This is a genomic window from Neorhizobium tunisiense, assembly GCF_039631515.1.
Lineage (GTDB): Bacteria > Pseudomonadota > Alphaproteobacteria > Rhizobiales > Rhizobiaceae > Neorhizobium.
The window spans coordinates 71,879-92,446 of the sequence record NZ_JBDIUU010000002.1 but is presented as its reverse complement, the minus strand read 5'-3'; the positions used below and the strand labels follow the sequence as shown (position 1 = coordinate 92,446).

15 protein-coding genes are annotated in these 20,568 nt (G+C 63.5%); 6 read left to right on the top strand and 9 right to left on the bottom strand.

Going from position 1 to position 20,568, the window contains the following annotated elements:
- The first annotated feature begins 197 nt into the window (after positions 1–197).
- Both ABCW43_RS09515 and ABCW43_RS09510 read left to right on the top strand, forming a co-directional pair.
- Positions 198–956: a FadR/GntR family transcriptional regulator gene (locus tag ABCW43_RS09515; protein ID WP_345923558.1), complete on the top strand. Its 759-nt coding sequence runs from the start codon at positions 198–200 to the stop codon at positions 954–956.
- A gap of 49 nt (positions 957–1,005) precedes the next feature.
- Entirely contained in the window at positions 1,006–2,001 is a 996-nt protein-coding gene (locus ABCW43_RS09510) for an MDR family oxidoreductase (RefSeq protein WP_345923555.1), read from the top strand.
- A gap of 198 nt (positions 2,002–2,199) precedes the next feature.
- On the opposite strand, the gene ABCW43_RS09505 is transcribed toward ABCW43_RS09510, so the two are convergent.
- The 9 genes from ABCW43_RS09505 to ABCW43_RS09465 all read right to left on the bottom strand — a co-directional run bounded on the left by ABCW43_RS09505 (position 2,200) and on the right by ABCW43_RS09465 (position 14,185).
- The gene (locus ABCW43_RS09505) at positions 2,200–3,576 is read right to left on the bottom strand and encodes a M20/M25/M40 family metallo-hydrolase (RefSeq protein WP_345923553.1); all 1,377 of its coding nucleotides are present in this window, start codon (positions 3,574–3,576) and stop codon (positions 2,200–2,202) included.
- A gap of 17 nt (positions 3,577–3,593) precedes the next feature.
- Positions 3,594–5,642: a hydantoinase/oxoprolinase family protein gene (locus tag ABCW43_RS09500; protein WP_345923551.1), complete on the bottom strand. Its 2,049-nt coding sequence runs from the start codon at positions 5,640–5,642 to the stop codon at positions 3,594–3,596.
- Entirely contained in the window at positions 5,629–7,515 is a 1,887-nt protein-coding gene (locus ABCW43_RS09495; protein ID WP_345923549.1) for a hydantoinase B/oxoprolinase family protein, read from the bottom strand. Before ABCW43_RS09495 ends, ABCW43_RS09500 begins: the two co-directional genes overlap by 14 nt.
- A complete protein-coding gene (locus ABCW43_RS09490) occupies positions 7,515–8,519 on the bottom strand; it encodes an NADPH:quinone reductase (protein ID WP_345923546.1) in 1,005 nt (334 codons plus the stop codon). The genes ABCW43_RS09495 and ABCW43_RS09490 overlap by 1 nt, the downstream gene beginning before the upstream one ends.
- Before the next feature lie 12 nt (positions 8,520–8,531).
- Entirely contained in the window at positions 8,532–9,515 is a 984-nt protein-coding gene (locus tag ABCW43_RS09485; protein WP_445738937.1) for an ABC transporter ATP-binding protein, read from the bottom strand.
- A gap of 2 nt (positions 9,516–9,517) precedes the next feature.
- Positions 9,518–10,534, bottom strand: a complete 1,017-nt coding sequence (locus tag ABCW43_RS09480; RefSeq protein ID WP_345923542.1) for an ABC transporter ATP-binding protein — start codon at positions 10,532–10,534, stop codon at positions 9,518–9,520.
- A complete protein-coding gene (locus tag ABCW43_RS09475) occupies positions 10,531–11,445 on the bottom strand; it encodes an ABC transporter permease (protein ID WP_345923540.1) in 915 nt (304 codons plus the stop codon). The genes ABCW43_RS09480 and ABCW43_RS09475 overlap by 4 nt, the downstream gene beginning before the upstream one ends.
- On the bottom strand, positions 11,438–12,415 hold the full coding sequence (locus ABCW43_RS09470; RefSeq protein ID WP_345923538.1) for an ABC transporter permease: 978 nt from the start codon (positions 12,413–12,415) through the stop codon (positions 11,438–11,440). The genes ABCW43_RS09475 and ABCW43_RS09470 overlap by 8 nt, the downstream gene beginning before the upstream one ends.
- 117 nt (positions 12,416–12,532) lie before the next feature.
- On the bottom strand, positions 12,533–14,185 hold the full coding sequence (locus tag ABCW43_RS09465) for an ABC transporter substrate-binding protein (RefSeq protein ID WP_345923536.1): 1,653 nt from the start codon (positions 14,183–14,185) through the stop codon (positions 12,533–12,535).
- A gap of 283 nt (positions 14,186–14,468) precedes the next feature.
- Here ABCW43_RS09465 and ABCW43_RS09460 point away from each other — a divergent pair, with 283 nt between their 5' ends.
- The 4 genes from ABCW43_RS09460 (at position 14,469) to ABCW43_RS09445 (ending at position 20,474) form a co-directional block, all read left to right on the top strand.
- Positions 14,469–15,269, top strand: a complete 801-nt coding sequence (locus ABCW43_RS09460) for an IclR family transcriptional regulator (RefSeq protein WP_345923534.1) — start codon at positions 14,469–14,471, stop codon at positions 15,267–15,269.
- A gap of 178 nt (positions 15,270–15,447) precedes the next feature.
- Complete coding sequence (locus tag ABCW43_RS09455; RefSeq protein WP_345923532.1) at positions 15,448–17,169, top strand: M28 family peptidase; 1,722 nt, start codon at positions 15,448–15,450, stop codon at positions 17,167–17,169.
- Positions 17,170–17,478: 309 nt separating this feature from the next.
- A complete protein-coding gene (locus ABCW43_RS09450; RefSeq protein ID WP_345923529.1) occupies positions 17,479–19,758 on the top strand; it encodes a xanthine dehydrogenase family protein molybdopterin-binding subunit in 2,280 nt (759 codons plus the stop codon).
- A gap of 95 nt (positions 19,759–19,853) precedes the next feature.
- On the top strand, positions 19,854–20,474 hold the full coding sequence (locus tag ABCW43_RS09445) for a nucleoside triphosphate hydrolase (RefSeq protein WP_345923527.1): 621 nt from the start codon (positions 19,854–19,856) through the stop codon (positions 20,472–20,474).
- Positions 20,475–20,568: the final 94 nt, after the last annotated feature.

Below are 20,568 nucleotides of genomic sequence, written 5' to 3'. Positions count from 1 at the left end.
CTGCGCTCCGGCTCCACCGAATGCGGTTGCGCCCATTCTCTCGTTCCCTCTTTTCTTGGGGGCGAAGTTATTCCCATTCCCCTATTTGTCAAACCTATATTTAAAAAGCAGTAGCCTTTTCACCGCCGCCATGGCATCACTATGGACAGGAGACTGAGCCCCGGAACACGCGGGCCAGGATACGCGGGAAGGATAACATGATCCTCAAATACGACGAGGTTGTCCGCACGGGCATTGCCAGGCAGGTGTCCGACAACATCCGTTCCGCGATCATGGACGGTCGGCTGAAGATCGACGAACGCCTGCCGACCGAGGAAGAGCTCGCCAAAAGTTTCGGCATTTCCCGCCCGACCGTGCGCGAGGCCCTGAAGCGTCTCGCCGCCCAGAACCTCATTCATTCCAAGCGCGGCCCGACCGGCGGCAATTTCGTCAAGCGGCCGGATCCGGAGGGCCTTTCCAAGGCAATCACCGGGGCCGCCACCCTGCTCGTTGGCATCGGCGCCTTCGACATCGAAGAAATCATCACTGCAAGGCTGGAAACGGAAGCCGTCTGCTGCCGGCTCGCCGCCGCAAACCGCAGCGAAGCCGACCTCGCCGCCATGCAGGCGGAGATCGCGGTGCAACTGGACGAGGCGGTCAGCGACGAGGATTTCTGCTCATCCGACGTGCGCTTTCACCGGGCACTGGTGGAATCGACCGGCAACGGCCCCCTGAAACTGATGATGTACACCGTCATCGAGGCTTTCATACCGATCACCAACATGATCGTCTTCCGGGTCCGCGAACGCCGCCACGTCGCCTCGCTGCACCAGGAAATCGTCGATGCGGTCCGCGACCGCGCGGATGCCAGGGCAGCCGATGCGCTGGCCCGGCTGCTCGCCTATGTGCGCGAAAGCTATTCCGCCGTGCTCGACGCGCGTGCCAAACGCGATGCGCCTTCGCAGGCCTCCGCCTAAATTTAATCACGCCAGAAAATCGGGCCCACCAGAACATCGGGAGAGAGACATGACCGAGACCTTCACCGCTATGGTCATTGACGCCGTCGACGGCAAGCCGAAAGGCGCCTTCAGAGAAATCTCGATCGCCGACCTTCCCGACAATGACGTGCTGGTCGAGATCGCCTTTTCGACGCTGAACTACAAGGACGGCCTGGCGATTACTGGCAAGGGCCGCATCGCCCGGCGCCTGCCGATGATCGGCGGCATCGACCTTTCCGGCACCGTGGTCGAATCCCGTTCGCCGGAATGGAAGGCCGGCGACAAGGTCGTTCTGAACGGCTGGGGCCTTTCCGAAACCGAATGGGGCGCCTTCGGTCGCTACCAGCGCGTCAAGCCGGAATGGCTGATCCGCCTGCCCGATGCCTTTTCGATGGAACAGGCAATGGCGATCGGCACGGCGGGTTATACCGCCGCGCTCTGCGTCGATGCCCTGGAAAAATGGGGTTCGATCAGGCCGGGTGAAGGCGAAGTGCTGGTGACTGGTGCCGCCGGCGGCGTCGGCTCGGTAGCAATCGCCCTCCTGGCAGCGCGCGGCTACAACGTCACGGCCTCGACCGGTCGGCCTGAAACCCACGACTACCTCGCCTCGCTCGGCGCTTCGAATTTCATCGACCGGGCCGTGCTTGCCGAAAAAGGCGGTCCGCTGCAGAAGGAACGCTGGACGGGCGGCGTCGACTCGGTCGGCTCGACCACGCTCGCCAACGCGTTATCCCAAACCATGCGCGGCTGCGCCATCGCCGCCTGCGGCCTCGCGGGCGGGGCGGATCTGCCGGGCACCGTGCTGCCGCATATTCTCCGCGCCGTGACGCTGATCGGCGTCGACAGCGTCATTGCCACCCGGGAGCAGCGGCTGTCGGCCTGGGCGCGGCTGGCCCGCGATCTCGACCCCGCCAAGCTTTCGGACATCACCACGACGGAGCCGATGTCGAACCTGCCGCAATTGGCGGAGGATATTATTGCAGGGAAGATCCGCGGTCGCGTGGTGATCGACGTGACGAAGTAGTGGTTCCGCTTCTGCGCTGGCCAGCATCTCCCCTCAAAGTGGATTATCGTATGCGAGGGTAACGACGGCATCGCGGCAGTCTTAACCCTCCCCCTTGTGGGGAGGGTGGCCGGCAGGCGGGAGGGGTCTTTATTCGGAGCGAAGACCCCTCCCCAACCCCTCCCCACAAGGGGGAGGGACTTAACCTGCCGCCCCGGCTCACATCTTCATCTCACCCAGCTTCGTCAGCAACGCCGCCCCGGTCTTGATGCCGGCGATGAACAAATCCAGCTTCAGGTTCTCATTCGGCGCGTGGTTGGCCTCGTCCGCGTTAGCGTAAGGCACCACGAAGGCCGGCTTCTTCAGGATCTTCGTGAACACGTAGTCCGGCAACGAGCCCCCAACCGTCGGGTAGAGCAGCGGTTCGACGCCGCGAGCGGCGAAGATGGCGTCCTGGATGACCGGGGCGAACGGGCTGTCCATCGGCGTCTTTGACGGCAGCATGGCATTGAGCGGTACGAACTCCACGTCCGGCGCATGGGCCGCGACATGTGCCCGCACTTTCTCGAACACGTAATCCGGCGTCAGGCTTTCGACCAGGCGGATATCGCATTTGGCAAACGCCTCGCAGGGCAGAACCGTCTTCTGGCCCGGCCCGCCGTAACCGCCGTGCAGGCCGTTGATGGTCAGCGTCGGATGGAACATCAGCCGGTCGAAATAACCGCGGTCGAGCGGCTGATCGAGCTCCGTGATGCCGAGATCGGCCTTGATCGCATCGAGATCGAGCGGCAGTTTCGAGACCGCCTCGCGTTCCATATTGGTCGGCGGGACGACGACATCGCGCAGGCCATCGATGGTGATCTCGCCCTTGTCGTTCTTCATCGTCGCGAGCAGATGCACCAGCTTCCAGATCGCGTTCGGCATGACGCCGCCAAAATTACCGGAATGGGCATCGCGGTTGGCGGTCTTCGCCCGCAGTTCGAAGGAGGCGACACCGCGCACACCAAAGGTGATGATCGGCGTATCCGATTCATGCAGCGGACCATCGGAGGTGACGACCAGATCGGCGGCATCCAGCTTGTCGGCGTGGTCGGCCACGAATTCGGCGATATGCGGGCTGCCGATTTCCTCCTCGCCTTCCAGCAGGAAGATGACGTTGCAGGGCAGTTCACCGGTCACTTTGAGATGCGATTCCAGCGCCATCAGCTGGGCGAAATGCTGGCCCTTGTTGTCGCCGATGCCGCGCGCATAAATGCGGCCGTCGCGGATCGTCGGCTCGAAAGGCGGGCTGAGCCACAGTTCGTAGGGTTCCGGCGGCTGCACGTCATAATGGCCGTAGAGAAGTACGGTCGGCTTGCCGGGCTGCTTTTCCATGCGCCCTAGCACCATCGGATGGTTCTTCGTGGGAATGGTGGTCGCCTCCATGCCCATGCCGTTCAGCATGTCGACGAGGATAGCCGCCACTTCCGCGATACCGTTGTTCTGGGCGCTGATCGAGGGATGCCGGACATAATCCATCACCCGCTCGATGAAGCTCTCGCGGTTTTCCTCGATATGCGCAAAGACGCGCTCCAGATCGCTCTTTTGCTCTGTCATCTTATGTATCCTGCCTGTTATGTATCCTGCCTGCGGGTCAAAAGGAGGGCGCCGGAACCATGCACGGTGCCGGTCCAGCCGGGCGCAACTAATGTCGTCGTGTCGAGCTGGGTGAGGATCATCGGGCCTTGGAACGCGGCCCCCGCACCGAGCGTCGACCGATCGACGACCGGAACGCTGGTGACGCCGCTTTCGAAATGCACCGGCACATGGTCGAACGGGGTGACGTCGAAGCCCTTCTCGAGAACGGCTGGCGGCGGTTCGACCGTCATGCCGGCGGCTTCGACGCGCAGGGTCACCAGTTCGATCGCCGCTTCCAGCACAAAGCCGTAAAGAGCTTTGTGCTCGGCAGCAAACGCAGCTTCCACGGCCTCGCGGGTCTCGCCCCAGGAGACGGCAAGCTCGCCGCCCTGGCCGTGATAACGCAACAGCGCGACGGTCGCGATACGGCGGTCCTTTTCGGCCACACCTTCGATGTCGAACCAGGCGGATGCCTGGGCCTTGAGGTCGGCGATGATGCCGTTGGCGGTGGCCACATCGATGGCACCGGCTTTCGGCAGCGTGCGGCTGAACTCGGCTTTGAGGTCGGCGGCAAGCAGGCCGTCGGCGCAGAGGATGCCCGGAGCCGGTGCGATCATCACGCGGGAAATGCCGAGCAGTTCGGCAAGCGCGCAGCCATGCAGCGGACCGGCGCCGCCGAACGGAACCAGCGTGAAGTCGCGCGGATCGTGGCCGCGTTCGACAGATACGACACGCACCGCGCCGACCATGTGGTTGTCGACGATTGCGAGAATGCCGCGGGCGGCGGTGGCGGTCGAAAGGCGGAGCGGTGTCGCCACCTTGCCGTCGACCGCCTTGCGGGCAGCCTCGACATCCAGCGCCATGCGGCCGCCGAGAAGCCGGGCCGGCAGATGGCCGAGCACCACATGCGCGTCGGTCACGGTCGGGCTCTCCCCACCATGACCGTAGGCCGCTGGTCCCGGACGGGCGCCGGCGCTCTGCGGGCCGACGGTCAGCGTGCCATCCGCCACCTTGGCGATCGAGCCGCCGCCGGCGCCGATGGTCACCATGTCGACCATCGGCAGCGGCAGCGGCCACTCGCCGACCTTGCCGTGTTGGGTGAGCCCGATCTTGCCGTCCTTGATCAGGCAGATATCGGCACTGGTGCCGCCGATATCGACGGTGATGATGTCCTTGATGCCGCAGGCGGCGGCGACGGATCGTGCCCCGACCACGCCGGCCGCAGGGCCGGACAGCGCCGTCAGCGCCGGAGCCTGGCGAATGGTGGCCGCACCAGCGACACCGCCGTTCGACTGCATCAGCAGCAGCGGAGCCGCCACCCTCTCGTCCTCCAGCCGCTTTTCCAGCCGGCCCACATAGGTCGTCACGCCCGGCATCACGGTGGCGTTGAGCACGGTCGTCAGCGTGCGCTCGAATTCGCGCACCACAGGCAGCACGTCGGTTGATGTGGTGACGGCCAGATGCGGCAATTCCTTACGCAGGATTTCCGCTGCACGCTTCTCGTGGATCGGATTGGCAAACGCATGCAGCAGGCAGACGGCGACGGCTTCCACATCCATGCCGCGGATCGCTTCGGCCGCAATCCGCACGCTGTCTTCGTCCAGCGCATCGAGCACCGCACCGCCGGCGGCGATGCGTTCGTCGATCTCGACGATGCGCGACGCCGGCACCGGACGTTGCGGTTTCACCCAGGTATAGAGGTTCGCCTTGCGGGGAATGTCCTGGCGGCCGATAGCCAGCACATGGCGGAACCCTTTGGTGGTGACCAGCGCCGTGCGGGCGCCCTTGTCCTCCAGGATCATGTTGGTCGCGACCGTGGTGCCATGCAGGACCTGCCCGAGCGAGGACGCCTCGCGGCCGGCATCGGTGAGCGCCAAGCGAATGCCGTTCAGAAACGCTTCCGAAGGGTCGGACGGCACGCTCGGCGTCTTCGCCCGCCAGACCTTGCCGGTGGCGCGGTCGAGAAGCGCGACGTCGGTAAAAGTGCCGCCGATATCGACTGCGACGGAAAGGGACGTATCGATAAAGGTCTCAGGCGAGGACATCGACATACTCCTGACGATGGAATGCACGGGTTAAGGGGCGGTTGGCGCGAAGCGCGGTGGTGGCGGTCTGGTCAACCTTGGTGCCCTTCACGACGACGCCGTAGAGGCGTTCGGCGGACTCGGCGCTGACGAAGCCGCCAAGCACGTCTTCCAGAACCGCATCGAGATTGCGGTCGAACGGATGGCCGTAGCCGCCGCCGCCCCCTGTCTCCATGCGCAGCACGTCGCCCTTGACGAGCCTGTTGCCGTCCGAAAGCGGGGGCACGATGCGCTGATCCGCCCTGCCCGGATTGATGGTGACCCGGCCGGTGCCGCCGCCCATGCCGCCATTGATGCCCCAGGGCGGGTTCTTGACGCTGTCGATGCGCACGGCAAGCATCATGTCTTCCGCAAGGATCTCGTATTCGCGGATGATGCCGCAGCCGCCGCGGAATTTGCCGGCGCCGCCCGAATTCTTGACGATGCCGTAGGTGCGCAGCCGCACCGGATAACCGACTTCGAGGAACTCGACCGGGTAATTCTCCTGCGCCACGAAATAGACCGCGTCGATACCGTCCGAATCCGGCCGCGCGCCGTAACCGACGCCGATGCCGTCGGCGAGCAGGAAGCGCTGAAGGTCGCCCGCGTCGTCCTTGTAATTGCCGCGCATGATGGTGATGACATAGGCCGAGTTGGAGGCCGGCGCCTTGCCGCCCGCCGTGTTGACGAGGCCGTTCAAGGCCGAGAGCACCCGCATCATGGTAAGGCCGCGCATGCCGAGTGATGCCGGGAAGTTCGGCTGCAGGAACGATCCTTGGCGCAGCTTCACCTCGTCCAGCGCCTGGGGACCGCCCGCATTGCAGACCTGACCCGGATCGCCGCCGAGATAGAAAAGACCGAGTGCCATGCCCGGCACGCCACGGTTCATCAGGAAATTGACCGGACCCGGCGCCTGATCGTCTGACTCGGTTGCGTCGAAGGTGAACTTGTCCTCGCCATTCGCCAGCTTTTCTCGGGTCAGCGACAGGCGCATCTTGAACGGGCCATTGCCATGGCCGTCGCTGTCGATCGCGTCGGTGAATTTGTGCGTGCCGTAGTCAAAGGTCTCGGCGAGCTTGGAGCGCACCAGCTTGCGGGTGCGAGTCAGAAGCTGCGCCAGCGCATCCGCCACGACATCGGAGCCGAAGCGGTCGAGGATCTCGCCGATGCGCTTCACGCCCACGTCGACGCTCGCCATCAGCGCCCGCATGTCGCCGATGCTCTGTTCGGGGAAGCGGGAATTGCGATGGAAGATGTCAAGCGTCGCCTCGTTGGTGACGCCCTGGTCCATCAGCTTGGTGACCGGGATGATGATGCCTTCCTGGTAGATGTCGGTCGCATCCGGGCTGATCGAGCCTGGCCGCATGCCACCGATATCGGCGAAATGCGCCCAGCTCATCACGAAGGCGCATCGCTTGCCGTCCTTGAAGACCGGCGCCAGCAGGACCTGGTCGTTGGAATGCGAAACCGCGCCGCGCGAGCCGTAGCAGTCGTTGTACCAGTAGAGATCGCCGGGTTTCATCGTCTCGGCCGGGAACTTGTCGAAGACCGGCCCGGTCATGTCGCCGAACACCGGCACCATGGAGCCGACCGCCATCACGCCCTCGCCATCGAACAGCGCGGTGTAAAAATCCTTTTTCTCGCGGATGAAGGCGGAGATGGCGGTGCGTTCCAGCAGCGCTTCCATTTCCGACTGGGCGGCGGCTATCGCGCCGCGGATGATTTCGAGCGAGACGGGATCGCAGATGGCCCCTTCCGGTTTCACCGCCCTGACGGGCGTGCTTTCGCTTTCCTTGGGATTGTACATCTTGGAATCCTCGTTGGATGCTGTGGAATGGATCGATCGGCTGCTCATCAGGCGCCTCCGATCAGAACGACGACATTGCCGAGGCCGCCGCGCTCGACGCGCTCGTGGGCCTTGGCGATGTCATGGAGCGGGAATGTCGCGCCGATGGCGACCTTGAGCCTTCCGGCATTGGCAAGCCCGGCGATCATCTTTTCGCCCTCCAGCCGCTGATTTTCCGGAATCAGGAAACCCTGGATGAAACGCAGGTTGGCGCCCTTGGCTGCGAAGGCATAATAGGGAAGCACCGGGGTCGGATCGCTGCTTGACGAATAGGAGGCGACGGTGCCGTTGCGTTTCAACACTGTCGCGTCGAGTTCAAGGTTCGCTCCGAAATCGACCTCGATGATGCGATCGACGCCTTCTCCATCGGTAAGCTCGAGGATACGGGCCGATACGTCCTCCCGTTTGCGGTCGATCGTCGCCAATGCGCCGGCTTCCTTCACATGCGCCGCAGCCTCCGGCGTGCTGACCGTGCCGATCACCCGCGCGCCGCCGGCAACCACCATTTGGACGGCGAAATGGCCGACCGCACCTGCAGCACCATTCACGAAGATCGTCTGGCCCGTGACCGGACCATCGGCGAAGACGGCGCGGTAGGCCGTCATCGCCGGCACGCCGAGATTGGCGCCATCGGCAAAGCTCAGTGCATCCGCCAGCTTCACGGCCTGATGCGACGCAATTGCAATATATTCGGCGGCGGTGCCGAAAGCACGGCCCGCCTCACCATAGCCGCCCTGGGCATTCCACATCCACACACGTTCGCCGATGCGCGCCGGATCGACGCCCGCGCCGACATCGACGATCTCACCGGCACCGTCCGTATGCGGGATGATCAGCGGGTGATCCATGCCCATGCCGCGCCAGCCGCCACGGCGTTTCACGTCGGCAGGATTGATGCCGGACGCATGCACGCGCACCAGCACCTCGCCGGGGCCGGCGACCGGTGCAGCCATCTCGCCGACAGAGAGAACCTCCGCGGCGGGACCGGTGCGTGTGTAGAAGGCGGCGAACATCGACAACTCCAATCAGTACAGATGGCAGGCGACGGTGCGGGTGCCGACCGGCTTCGGCAGCGGTATCTCGGCCGCGCAGCGCGCATGAGCTGCCGGACAGCGGTCGCGGAAAACGCAGCCGGAAGGCGGATTGCGCGGATCCGGCGCGCCGCGGCCGATCGGCAGCGGATCGTGGCTCTGGTCCGGGTTCGGCACGGGGACGGCGGCGACCAGTGCCTTCGTGTAGGGATGCAGCGGTTCGCGGACGATATCCTCGGTCGGCCCGTCTTCCATGATCCGGCCGAGATACATGACGATGGTCCGCTCGCAGACGTAACGCACCAGCGCCAAGTCGTGGCTGATATAGATGGCGGTGAGGCCGAGCCGGTCGCGCACATCGCGAAAAACGTTGAGTACGCCGGCACGCACCGAAACGTCGAGCATCGAGACCGGTTCATCGGCCACCACGAACTCCGGCTGCAGGATCAGCGCCCTCGCCATCACGACGCGCTGCAACTGGCCGCCGGAGAGCTGGTGCGGATAACGATCCAGGAACTGCGCCGGCTCGGGCAGCTTCACCAGTTCAAGCGCGGTGATGATCCGGCCCTCGCGCTCGCGCTTCGGGATGTCGGCATTTTCCAGCGGCTCGGACAGTGTCTGGCGGATGGTGAAACGCGGATTGATCGCGTCGAACGGGTTCTGGAAGATCAGCTGCGCCTTGGAGCGGAACTTCTTCAGCCCGCTGCCGCGAACGGCGCCGATCTCCTCGCCGTCGAAATGGATCGAGCCGCCGGTCTTTTCCTCAAGCTTCAGCAGCAGCCGGCCCATCGAGGTCTTGCCGCAGCCGGATTCGCCGAGCAGGCCGACGCTTTCGCCACGGCGGATATCGAAGCTGACGCCATCGACGGCTTTCACAACCGTCGACTTGCCGCGCATCGCCGCGAACGCACCGCCGACGGCATAATGCAGTTTGGCATCGAAGACCGAGACCAGGATATCCGGCCTTTTGGTGATCATGTTCATGCCGGGGCCATCCATGTCTCCGTCCTGGCGGATTCGATACGCAAGGCAGCACTCTCATTGGCGCGGTGGCAGAGCACCGGGTGGCCGGGCGCGACCTCGACGACCGGCGGCTCGGTGCCGCAGATGTCGAGCGCGAAGGGACAGCGCGGCTTGAACCGGCAACCGGCCGGCGGCGAAGCAAGGTTCGGCGGCGCACCCTCGATCGGCGTCAGGATGCCGGAGGCAGCCCCCTGCAGATCGGGAAAAGCATTGCGCAGGCCCATCGTGTAGGGATGCGACGGCGCGGTCAGCGCCGCCTGCATCGTACCGGATTCGGCCACCTTGCCCGCATACATGACGACGGTGCGGTCGCAGATATAGGCGACGACCGAGATATCGTGGGTGACGAGGATGACCGAGACGCCGAGCCGCGTCTGCAGTTCCTTCAGCTGGTCGAGGATCTGCCGCTGCACGATGACATCGAGCGCCGTCACCGGCTCGTCGGCGATGATCAGCTTCGGGTCGAGCGCGAGCGCCAGGGCGATCGCAACGCGCTGGCGCATGCCACCGGAGAACTGGTGCGGATAATCGTTGAGACGGTTGGCATCGATACCGACCATCTCGAACAGTTCTTCCGAACGGGCGCGGGCCTCTTTGCGGCCCATCCCACCGCGGCGGCGCAAAACTTCCGCGAGCTGGTATTCCACCGTATAGACCGGATCGAGCGAGTTCATCGCGCTCTGGGGGATGAAGGCGATGTCGCGCCAGCGCAGCGCGTTCATCTCCTTTTCGGGGATCCTGGCAAGATCCTTGCCGTCGAACAGGATCTGTCCGCCGGATATCGACGCATTCTCGGCGATCACCCGTGTCAGCGCGCGGGCAACGGTCGTCTTGCCGCAGCCGGATTCGCCGACCAGGCCGGTGATCGAGCCGCGCGGGATGTCGAAGCTCGCGCCATCCACGGCATGGACGAAATTGCGCCCCACCTGATAGCTGACCCGAAGGTCCCTGACGGAGAGAAGAGGTTCGCTCATCGGCTCAACTTCGGGAACAGGATGTTTTCATAACCGCGGGTAATGAAAAAACCCGCGCTGACGACGAGGATGATGCAGATGCCCGGCGGCACGAACCAGTAATAGGCCTGCTTGGCGAGCGCCTGGCTGGCGAACGCATCCTGCAGCATGTAACCCCAGCTGATCGAATCCGGATCGCCAAAGCCGAGGAAGCTGATCGACGCCTCGGTCAGGATCGCCCAGCCGATCGCGATCGATCCGTAGAGGAAGGAAAGCGGCAGGATGTTCGGCGCGATGTGGCGCAGGATGATCTTGAAATCGGAAGACCCCGCCACCCGCGCCGCCTCGACATAACCGCGGGTCCGAAGCGTCAGCACCTGGCTGCGGATGACGCGGGCCGTATCCCGCCACAGGACCAGCGCCATGGCGATGACGACGTTCCAGATCGACGGTTTCAGGAAGGCGGCGAGCACGATGACGAAGGGCAGGAAGGGAATGCCGAAGGCGATATCGGCAAGCCGCATCAGGATGGCATCCACCCAGCGACCGAAATAACCGGCGACGAGACCGATGACCGAGCCGATCAGCGCCACCATGAAGGCGGCGGTGATACCGATCAGCAATGCCGAGCGACTGCCAAAAACCAGCTGCGAGAAGATATCCCGGCCGAGGCTGGTGGTTCCCATGAGGAAACCATCCTGCCCCGGCCGGAGGTCCGCCGCGAGATCGTAGGCTGGCGTATAGAGGATTTCGGTCGGGTCGTGCGTGGCGATCTGATCGGCGAACACCGCGACAATGATGAACAGCAGATAGATGAGGAGACCGGCGACCGCGAACGGGTCGTTCATCGGCAGCCTCAGCGCCCGGAACATCCGCGCAAGGATATGAGGGCGCCTCGGTTTGATGATGGCGGGTGCGGCGATCTCAGGCATGGGAAATCCTTGGATCGAGGAAGGCATAGAGCAGGTCGGCCAGCAGATTCATGAAGATCACCACGAGCGCGATCATCAGGAAGGCGCCCTGCGCCAGCGGATAGTCGGAAGCGGCAACCGCATTCACCAGTTCGCGGCCGAGACCGGGCCAGGAGAACACCGATTCGACCACGACATTGCCCTGCAGCTGGTAACCAACGGCGATCGCGAACGAGGTCATGACCGGCAAAAGCGCGTTGCGGGCCGCGTGGCGCACCACCACCGTCCAGTTGGACAGGCCCTTGATGCGGGCCATGGTGACGAAGTCCTCCTTCATCACGTCCAGCATGTTGGAGCGCATCAAAAGAAGCGGCAGGCCCTGGCTGTAGATCGCAAGCGTCGCCGCCGGCAGCGCCAGGTGAGCAAGGAAGTCGCGCGAGGTGTAGAGGTCGAGGAAGCCGGAATATTCGGCACCGGGCGCGCGCGTGCCGCCCGCCGGCAGCCAGCCGAGCGAAAACGAAAAGATCGCCAACATCACCATGCCGAGCCAGAATTCCGGCATGGCGCGGGTGGTGAGCACCAGCGGAATGGCCGCCTGCTCCACCCAGCTGCCGCGCCGCCAGGCAAGGTAGGCGCCGGCGAGAATGCCGAAGACATAAGCGACGATCAGCGAGGAAAAGGTGAGAATCAGCGTGTTCGGTAGCAGGATCCAGATCCGCTGCCCGACCGGCTCGCGATAGCGGAAACTCTGGCCAAGCTCGCCCTGCAGAAGGTTGCCGAGATAGATCAGGTATTGCTGCCAGAGCGGCTTGTCGAGGCCGAACTGGGCCATCAGCTGCTGCTGCTGCTCCAATGTAAAGGTCGGGTCGATATAGGCGGCCATCGGATTGCCCGGCATCAGCCGGAACATCACGAACAGGATGGTCACCACCGCCCATAAAACAAGAGCGAGCTGCAGCAACCTGCCGCCCACGGCCTTGAAATTCTTCATCTGAAAAAATTCCTTCTCTTGGCTCGGCGCCGCCTTCGGGAGGAAAGGCGAGGCCGCCGATGTCAAGCGTCAGGCAAAAAGGGAGGCGGCGCCGGAAAGCCGCCACCTCCGTGAAGATTACTTGGCGGCGACGGTTTCCTTGGTGTCGCCCGGATAATGGAGCTTGCCACCTTCCAGCTTGTAACCGGCATCCTTCAGGGTCTTGGCCGCAACGGCCTGTCCGGCCTTGAAACTGTCGACGACCGACTTGTCATGCCAGTACTCGAGCGCCGGAGAGACGATGGAGTTGGAGGCGACCGCAAAACCGCGATAGGCGGCCTTGACGATCAGCTGGCGGTCGACCGCTTCGGACAGCGCGCGACGGAAAGCCGGATCGTTGAAAGGAGCACGGCGTTCGTTGAAGGCGATGTAGCGGAAGCCCATGTCGACGGTGGAAACGACTTCCAGGTCGCCGTCCTTCTTGGCGGCATCGATCAGCACCTGCGGATCGCCGGTGAACTCGCCCATGAAGTTGATTTCACCCGAGCGCAGCATGCCGAGCGCGGCCTCCGCATTCGGCACTATACGCAGGATCCAGCGATCGACTTTCGGTGCGGCGAAGTGGTCCTTGTTGGCGGCGAGCGTGACGGACTCGTTCTTCGCCCAGCTGGTGAACTTGAACGGACCGGAACCGATCGGCATCTGCTCCTGATAGCTTTCCGCAGTCTCCGGCTTGGTGGCGAGATCCTTGAGGATCGGCTCCCAGATATGCTTCGGGATCAGGTTGACCTTGGCAAGGCTGGACGTGACGAAGGAGGCGGCCGGCTTCTTCAGCTTGAAGGTGATGACGTCGCCGCTAATGGTGATCGCATCGATATTCGTCGCGAAGGGCTTGTACATCGGGGCTTCGCCGCCGACCGCCGCCTCGAACGAGAACTTGACATCCTCGGGCGTAACCGGCTTGCCGTCATGCCACTTCATGCCGGATTTCAGCTTCACGTCGACCGTGGTGCCGTCCTTCCAGGTGAAGCTCTCGGCGGCCCATGCCTTCGGCAGCCCATCCGGACCGACGCGCAGAAGGCGGTCCCAGACCAGTTCGGTAATCCAGCTGTCGACGCTGCCCGAGATATAAAGCGGGTTGATCGCCTTGATATTGTCGGACGAGTTGATGATCAGGTCCTTCTTGGCCCCGGCCGGCTCGATGCCGAGGAAGGTCCAGGTGTTGCGGATGCCGATGCCGCTCTGGTTGACCACCGATTCCGGCTTCCAGACGGTCTTGTCGAAAGCGAAGGTCGATTTCGGATGCACCAGCATCATATAGGGCTGATCCTTGGAAAGGATCTCCTGCGCCTTGAACACCAGGGCCTTGCGCTTGGCCGGATCGATCTCGCCGCGCTGGGCCTCGGCGGTCGCGTCGTAATCCTTGTTGAGGTAACCCGCGAAATTATAGCCGTCCTTGGCGGTCGAGGAATGGAAGAGGTTGAAGACCAGCTCGTCCGGATCGGAACGTTCGGGCCGACCGACCATCTGCCAGGCGGTCGAGTCCCAACTGTCGCGCTTGTACCAGACCTCGTCCGACATCTGCTCCCACGGGATCGCCCGGACCTCGACATCGAGGCCGAGCTTGCGCCATTCCTGGGCGATAAGCTGGACGGACTGGAATTCTGCCTGCTGGCCGGCCTGCGGACGGGACAGGATGGTGATCTTGCGGATCGGATCGCCGGCCCAGGCGGGCAGAGCGACGGCCGTCAACACAAGAGCTGCAAATGCACTTCTCAAAACGGACTTCATGGTCGTTCTCCTCTGAATAGCTTGACTATTCTCTTTGTTGGCAAGGGGCTTTCTCCCCCGCATCGCAAATCCGAAATCGGTCGTCGAACACGTTTCCCGCGCATTCAAAACCGATGCTCAATCCACAGAATTCTCCAAGAGTGCCTTCGAAGGGTTTGCAACCCGGCTCTCAATGTTTTATTGTGTGAAACATCGTTTCGCATTGAGAGCGAGTAAAACACATTCCAAGAAGATTGCAAGAAGCTTCAAGCAATCCAAATCAGATGCCGGAGGAGACCATCCGATGACCGAACCAAAAGACTATAAGATCGCCGCCGTTGACCGGGCGCTCGCCCTTCTCGAAGCGCTTGCCGATCGTCCCGACCAGGGCGTCACCTCGCTCGCGAAATCGCTTGGCATGACCAAGTCGCTGGTTTTCCGCCTGCTCCACACGCTGGAGGAACGCGGCTTCGTATCGCGGGATACCGAACGGGCCGAATATGCGCTCGGCTACCGCATCGGCGTGCTCGGAGAGCGTCTCGGCAAGGACGGCGCCCTGCTCTACGCTGCCCGGCCGGTCATGGATGCGCTCCGCGACCAGACATCCGAAAACGTCAACCTTGTCGTGCGCGAAGGCCTGAAGACCTACGTTCTGGCGACCCGCGCCGGCCGCCACTCGATCCGGCTTTTTGCCCAGGCCGGACGCAACGGCCCCCTGCACGCGGGCGGCGGATCGCTGCTTCTGCTCGCCTACGCCGATCCGTCCGTCATCGATGCGGCACTCTCCCAGCCGCTCGAAGCCTTCACGCCCTATACGATCACCGACCGGGCAAAACTGCGCCAGATGCTCGAACGCATCCGCGCCAACGGCTACAATATCGTGCTCAATGACCTCGACGAAGGCGCCTTCTCCGTCGCCGCCCCGATCACCGGCGCCGACGGCACGATCATCGCCTCGATCTCGGTCGCCGGCGCGGTCGCCCGCTTCGACGAGGAACGGCGTGAAAGCCATTTGAAGGCGGCCCTCGACGCCGCTGCGGAAATTTCCGAGCGCCTTTCGATCCATGGCCCCGGCGAAGACGGCCGCGTGAAATCAAGGGCTTGAGGCCCGATCAGGCCTGCCTACCATCATCCGGAAATCCGCGGGCGCTTCGGCGCCCGTTTTCGTCAGTGCGATTTCTAGCCCTTCGAAGCCGCTTGCGGGGTCACCAAACCTCTGTTAGCGTTTTCGTGTTTTGTGAAACATCGTTTCACTAAATAAAACAATTTGGGGAGTACCGGATATGAACGAGATCGAATCCGCCGTTCTGGGAGCGGTGACGCTGGATGAACCCTGGGCACTGGTGGAGAGCTTTGCGACTTACAAGCGCGAACATCCGACCGACGTGAACCGCGCCATGGACGAAGTTGCCGCACGGCTCGGAAAGCACGGCGTCGAGGTCAGGATGCACGAAGCCGAGCTTTTCCTCAGCCTGCCCGGCCTCGCCCGTGTCGAGGCGGGGGATAAGACCTTCCGCGCCAAGCCGCCGTCCTATTCGCTGGATGCATCGAAGGGCGTCAAGGGCGAGATCGTCTATATCGCCAGCCTCCAGCCGAAGGCGATCTCGACCATGTTCGAAAAGACCGTCGATGGCACCGGCGAACTCGCTGCCCGGGTCCGCGGCAAGGTGGTTCTCTCGGAAGGTTTCGCCAATCCGGGCCTCGTTTCGCAGTTCACCGAGCTTGGCGCGATCGGCGTCATCGCCATCAATCCCGGCGTCGATATCCACTGGGGCACCTGCACCACGGTCTGGGGCACGCCCGATCTCGACGACCTGCCGCGCAAGCCGTCTATCCCCGCTGTCGCCGTCAACCGCGAAAGCGGCGATGCGCTGATCGAGCTTGCCAGGACAGGCACCGAAGTCACCATCTTCGCCGATATGGAGGAAGGCTGGTTCAAGTCGAAATTGCCGGAAGTTTTCATCAAGGGCACCGAGGAACCGGACAAATACGTCTTCCTGCACGGCCATCTCGACAGCTGGGATGTCGGCGTCGGCGACAATGCCACCGGCGACGCGACGCTGCTCGAAATCGCCCGCGTTCTCTGGGCCAATCGCGACAAGCTGAAGCGCTCGATCCGTATCTGCTGGTGGCCGGGCCATTCGACCGGCCGTTATGCCGGCTCCACCTGGTTCTCCGACAATTTCGCGCTCGACCTCGACGAGAACTGCGTCGCCTCGGTCAATTGCGACAGCCCCGGCTGCCGCTGGGCAACCGAATTCATCAACCTCTGCATGATGACTGAAACGGAAGCCTTCCTTTCCGACGTTATCGAGGAAGTGGCCGGCAAGAAGGCCGAAGCCGAACGCCCCCACCGCGCCGGCGACTATTCCTTCAACAATATCGGCCTTTCGAGCTACCTGATGCTGTCTTCGACCATGACGGAACGGGATCGCGAGGAGAAGGGCTACTACACGGTCGGCGGCTGCGGCGCCAACATCGCCTGGCACACCGAAAACGACACGCTTGAGATCGCCGACAAGGACATCATGCTGCGCGACATCAAGGTCTATCTGCTGGCCGTGCTGCGCAATGCCAATGCAAAGATCCTGCCCTTCGACTGGCGCGCGACGGCAAAGGAATTCCTCCACACGGTCGACACCTACCAGAACAAGGCCGGCAACCGCTTCGACCTTTCGCCGAGCCGCAAGGCGGTCGAATCGCTCGCCGACGCGCTGGCCGCATTCTACGCTGGCATCGAGTCCGGCAAGATCGAGTCGAAATCCGCGAACCACGTCATCCAGAAGCTCGCCCGCATCCTGGTGCCGCTCAACTACACCCGCGAGCAGCGCTTCCGCCACGACCCGGCCGTGCCGATCCCGGAACTGCCGGCCCTCTCGACGGCCGCCGACCTCGACAAGCTCGGCCCGGAAAAGCTCGGTTTCGCCAAGACCCAGCTCGTGCGCGGCCAGAACCGCGTGATCTCGGCACTGCGTCAGGCAGAACAGCTGGTTCGCGCGGCCTGATCACTAACGGATAGACTAAGCCCGTGCCGAGAGACCGGCGCGGGCATCTGTGGTGCTCTCCTCATTGCCGCGCTTGTCAGCGACCCTGAAATTATAGCGATAGTATAAAATCGCATTTGTCTCAGTTGAATTCATGCATTAGCGTCCGCCGCCGGCAGCAGTCTGCGGCCGTCGGATGGGATACCCATCCACCGGGCGTTTGAATCTCGGCACAGGGGCCGAAGAGGCGCATCCGGCAGAAAATCTGCCTGGCGTGGGAGAATGTTTTTGAGCAGTGATCATGAGGTCTTCACCGGTCGCCGGGAAGACATGAGACTTATTACAGGCCAGGGCGCATATACCGCCGACAAGGTGCTGGATAACCAGCTCTACGCCGCATTCTTGAGAGCCGACCAGGCGCATGCGCGCATCGTGTCGATCGATGTCGAGGCGGCACTTGAGGCCCCCGGCGTCCATATCGTGCTGACCGGCAAGGATGCGCTCGACGCCAATCTGATCGCCCCCGGCCCGCTGGTCTCTTTCCCCGGCGTCGATGGCATGAAGATCAAGGCGCCGAGCCGTTATGCGCTTTCGACCGATCGCGTCCGCTTCGTCGGCGAACCGGTTGCCATGGTCGTGGCCGACAGTGCCGAAGCGGCGGCCGATGCGGTCGAGCTGATCGCGGTCGAATACGAGGACCTGCCGGCGATCATCGACCCCGAGGCGGCATTGGAAGACGGCGCGCCGCAGCTTTTCGACGACGTAGCGGGCAACCTCGTCTTCCTGCACGGTTTCGGCGACGAGGCGACAACCGATGAGGCCTTCGCCAGGGCCAAGCATATTTCCGCGCTGACGGTCGAGTCGCAGCGCGTCGCAGCCAACCCGCTCGAACTCAAATCCTTCATGGCGGCCTACGATCCGGAGACGGATATCTTCGACGTCTACTCCGCCAGCCAGGGCACCGGCCTTGCCGATGGTCTTGCCCGCTTCACCGGCCATCCGCCGGAAAAGGTGCGCCACCACATGGGCGATGTCGGCGGCAGCTTCGGCATCCGTGGCGCGGCCTATCCCGAATATGCAGCGATCATGCTCGCAGCCAGGAAACTCTGTCGGCCGGTGCGCTGGACGGCCAGCCGCACCGAAAGCTTCCTCGCCGATTATCACGGTCGCGCCGTCAGGTTCACCGGCGAGCTGGCGCTCAGCGAAACCGGCGAGTTCCTTGGCATCCGGATGAACATCGTCTGCGATCTCGGCGCCTATCATTCGCCGCCCGGTGCGCTGATCAACGTGCTGAACCCGATGCTGACCGGCACGGGATGTTACCGCATCCCCGCGGTTTACGGGCTGAACCGCCTCGCCTTCACCAATACCTCGCCGATCGCCGCCTATCGCGGCGCCGGCCGTCCGGACATCAACTATTTCGTCGAGCGGCTGGTCGATCAGGCCGCCACCGATCTCGGCATGGACCGGATCGAGATCCGCCGGAAGAACCTGATCCCCGACGATGCCTATCCCTACCAGACCCCGACCACGGTTTACGACAGCGGCAGCTATGTCGCGATGCTGGAAGAGGCCGTCTCGATCTCCGACTGGAAAGGTTTCGAAGCGCGCCGCAAGGAGTCCGAACGGCGCGGCAACCTGCGCGGCATCGGCATGGGCATCTTCATAGAGCCATCCGGCGGTGGCCACGTGCCGGAGGAGACCGAGATCCGCTTCGAACCGGACGGCACGCTGACGCTCTATACGCTTTCCGGCTCCGCCGGCCAGGGCCACGAAACGGTGCTGCCGCGGCTGGTCGCCAGGGAACTCGGCATCGACGAGAACCTGATCAACCTGCGCGCCAACAGCGTTCATGCGCCCCACAAGCTGAAAGGTGCAGGAACCATGGGCTCTCGCACCATGGCCGCGCACGGCGCGTCCCTGACGATCACCTCGCGCGAGGTGGTGAAAAAGGGCCTGAAGCTCGCTGCCGAAGCGCTGGAAGCCTCGGAAACCGACATCGAATTCGACCACGGCCACTACAAGGTGGCCGGCACCAACATGTCGATCCCGCTGCTGGAACTCGCGACCCGCAACGTCACGCCGGACGGCAATGCGCTCGACACGCTGGCATCGATCCAGCCGGAGCGCAACTTCCCGGGCGGCGTGCATGTGGCCGAAGTGGAGATCGACCCGAATACCGGCGAGACCAGGGTCACCTCCTATATCGGCGTCGACGATGCAGGTCATGTCCTCAACCACACGCTGCTCGAAGGCCAGATGCATGGCGGCCTCGCCCAGGGTGCCGGCCAGGTGTTCGGCGAGCACATCGTCTACGACCCGGACAGCGGCCAGATGCTGACCGCCACCTTCATGGATTATTTCATGCCCCGCGCCGATTTCATGCCGACGCCACGCTTCTTCGACCTGCCGACGCCCTCGCCCACCAATGTGCTCGGCGTCAAGGGCGGCGGCGAAGCCGGCACGACCGGAGCCCTACCGACGCTGATGAACGCCGTCCTGGACGCGCTTCGATCGGCCGGCGTCAGGGATTTCGATATGCCCGCAACCCCTTACAGGGTCTGGGAAGCCATCAGAGCGGTCAGGGAGGGCCCTCGACAGGTTTCTTGATCCGAGCCCCGTTTCGTCTGTCGGTGGATTGCCTGAATGCCTTGCGGAACGTTAGAAGTCCTGTTCAAAGCAATGGAACGCAGGGCCTCGACGCTATGACACTGGACGACATCACCGACACCGTCATCGGCCGCGCCAAAGACAAGCGGCGCTTCATCGTTGCGATTGCCGGCCCGCCAGGCGGCGGAAAATCCACCCTTGCCGATGCCCTGCACGAAGCCCTGCTGGCGCGCGGTGAAGCGAGCGAAATCCTGCCGATGGACGGCTTCCACATGGACAACGGCCTCCTCGAAGCCCGCGGCCTGTTGTCCCGCAAGGGCGCGCCGCAGACTTTTGACGTGCGCGGTTTTGCGGATATCCTGAGGGCGGTGCGGCAGGGAGACGAGGAAGTGCTGGTGCCGGTCTTCGACCGATCGCGCGAGATCGCCATCGCCTCGGCCCGCGCCATCTCCCCCGACACCCATATCGTTCTGGCGGAAGGCAATTACCTGCTGATCGACGAGGCACCCTGGTCGCGGCTCGCCGAGATGTTCGACCTCACGATCTTCGTTGGCCCTTCGGAGGAAGTGCTGCGCGAGCGGCTGAAGGCCCGCTGGGTGCATTACGGGCTCGACGAAGCGGGGATCGCCTGGAAACTCGACGGCAACGACCTGCCGAACGGCCGCTATATCCTTACGCACTCTCGGCGGGCGGACATCAGGCTCGACAGCTTCTGAGGCCGCAGGCTGACCTCCAGTGCCTGTATCGGCGTTGCGGGCGCGCCCGGCGTCTCGAGACCTTTAAAGCGCCCGGGCATCGCCGGACGTGTCA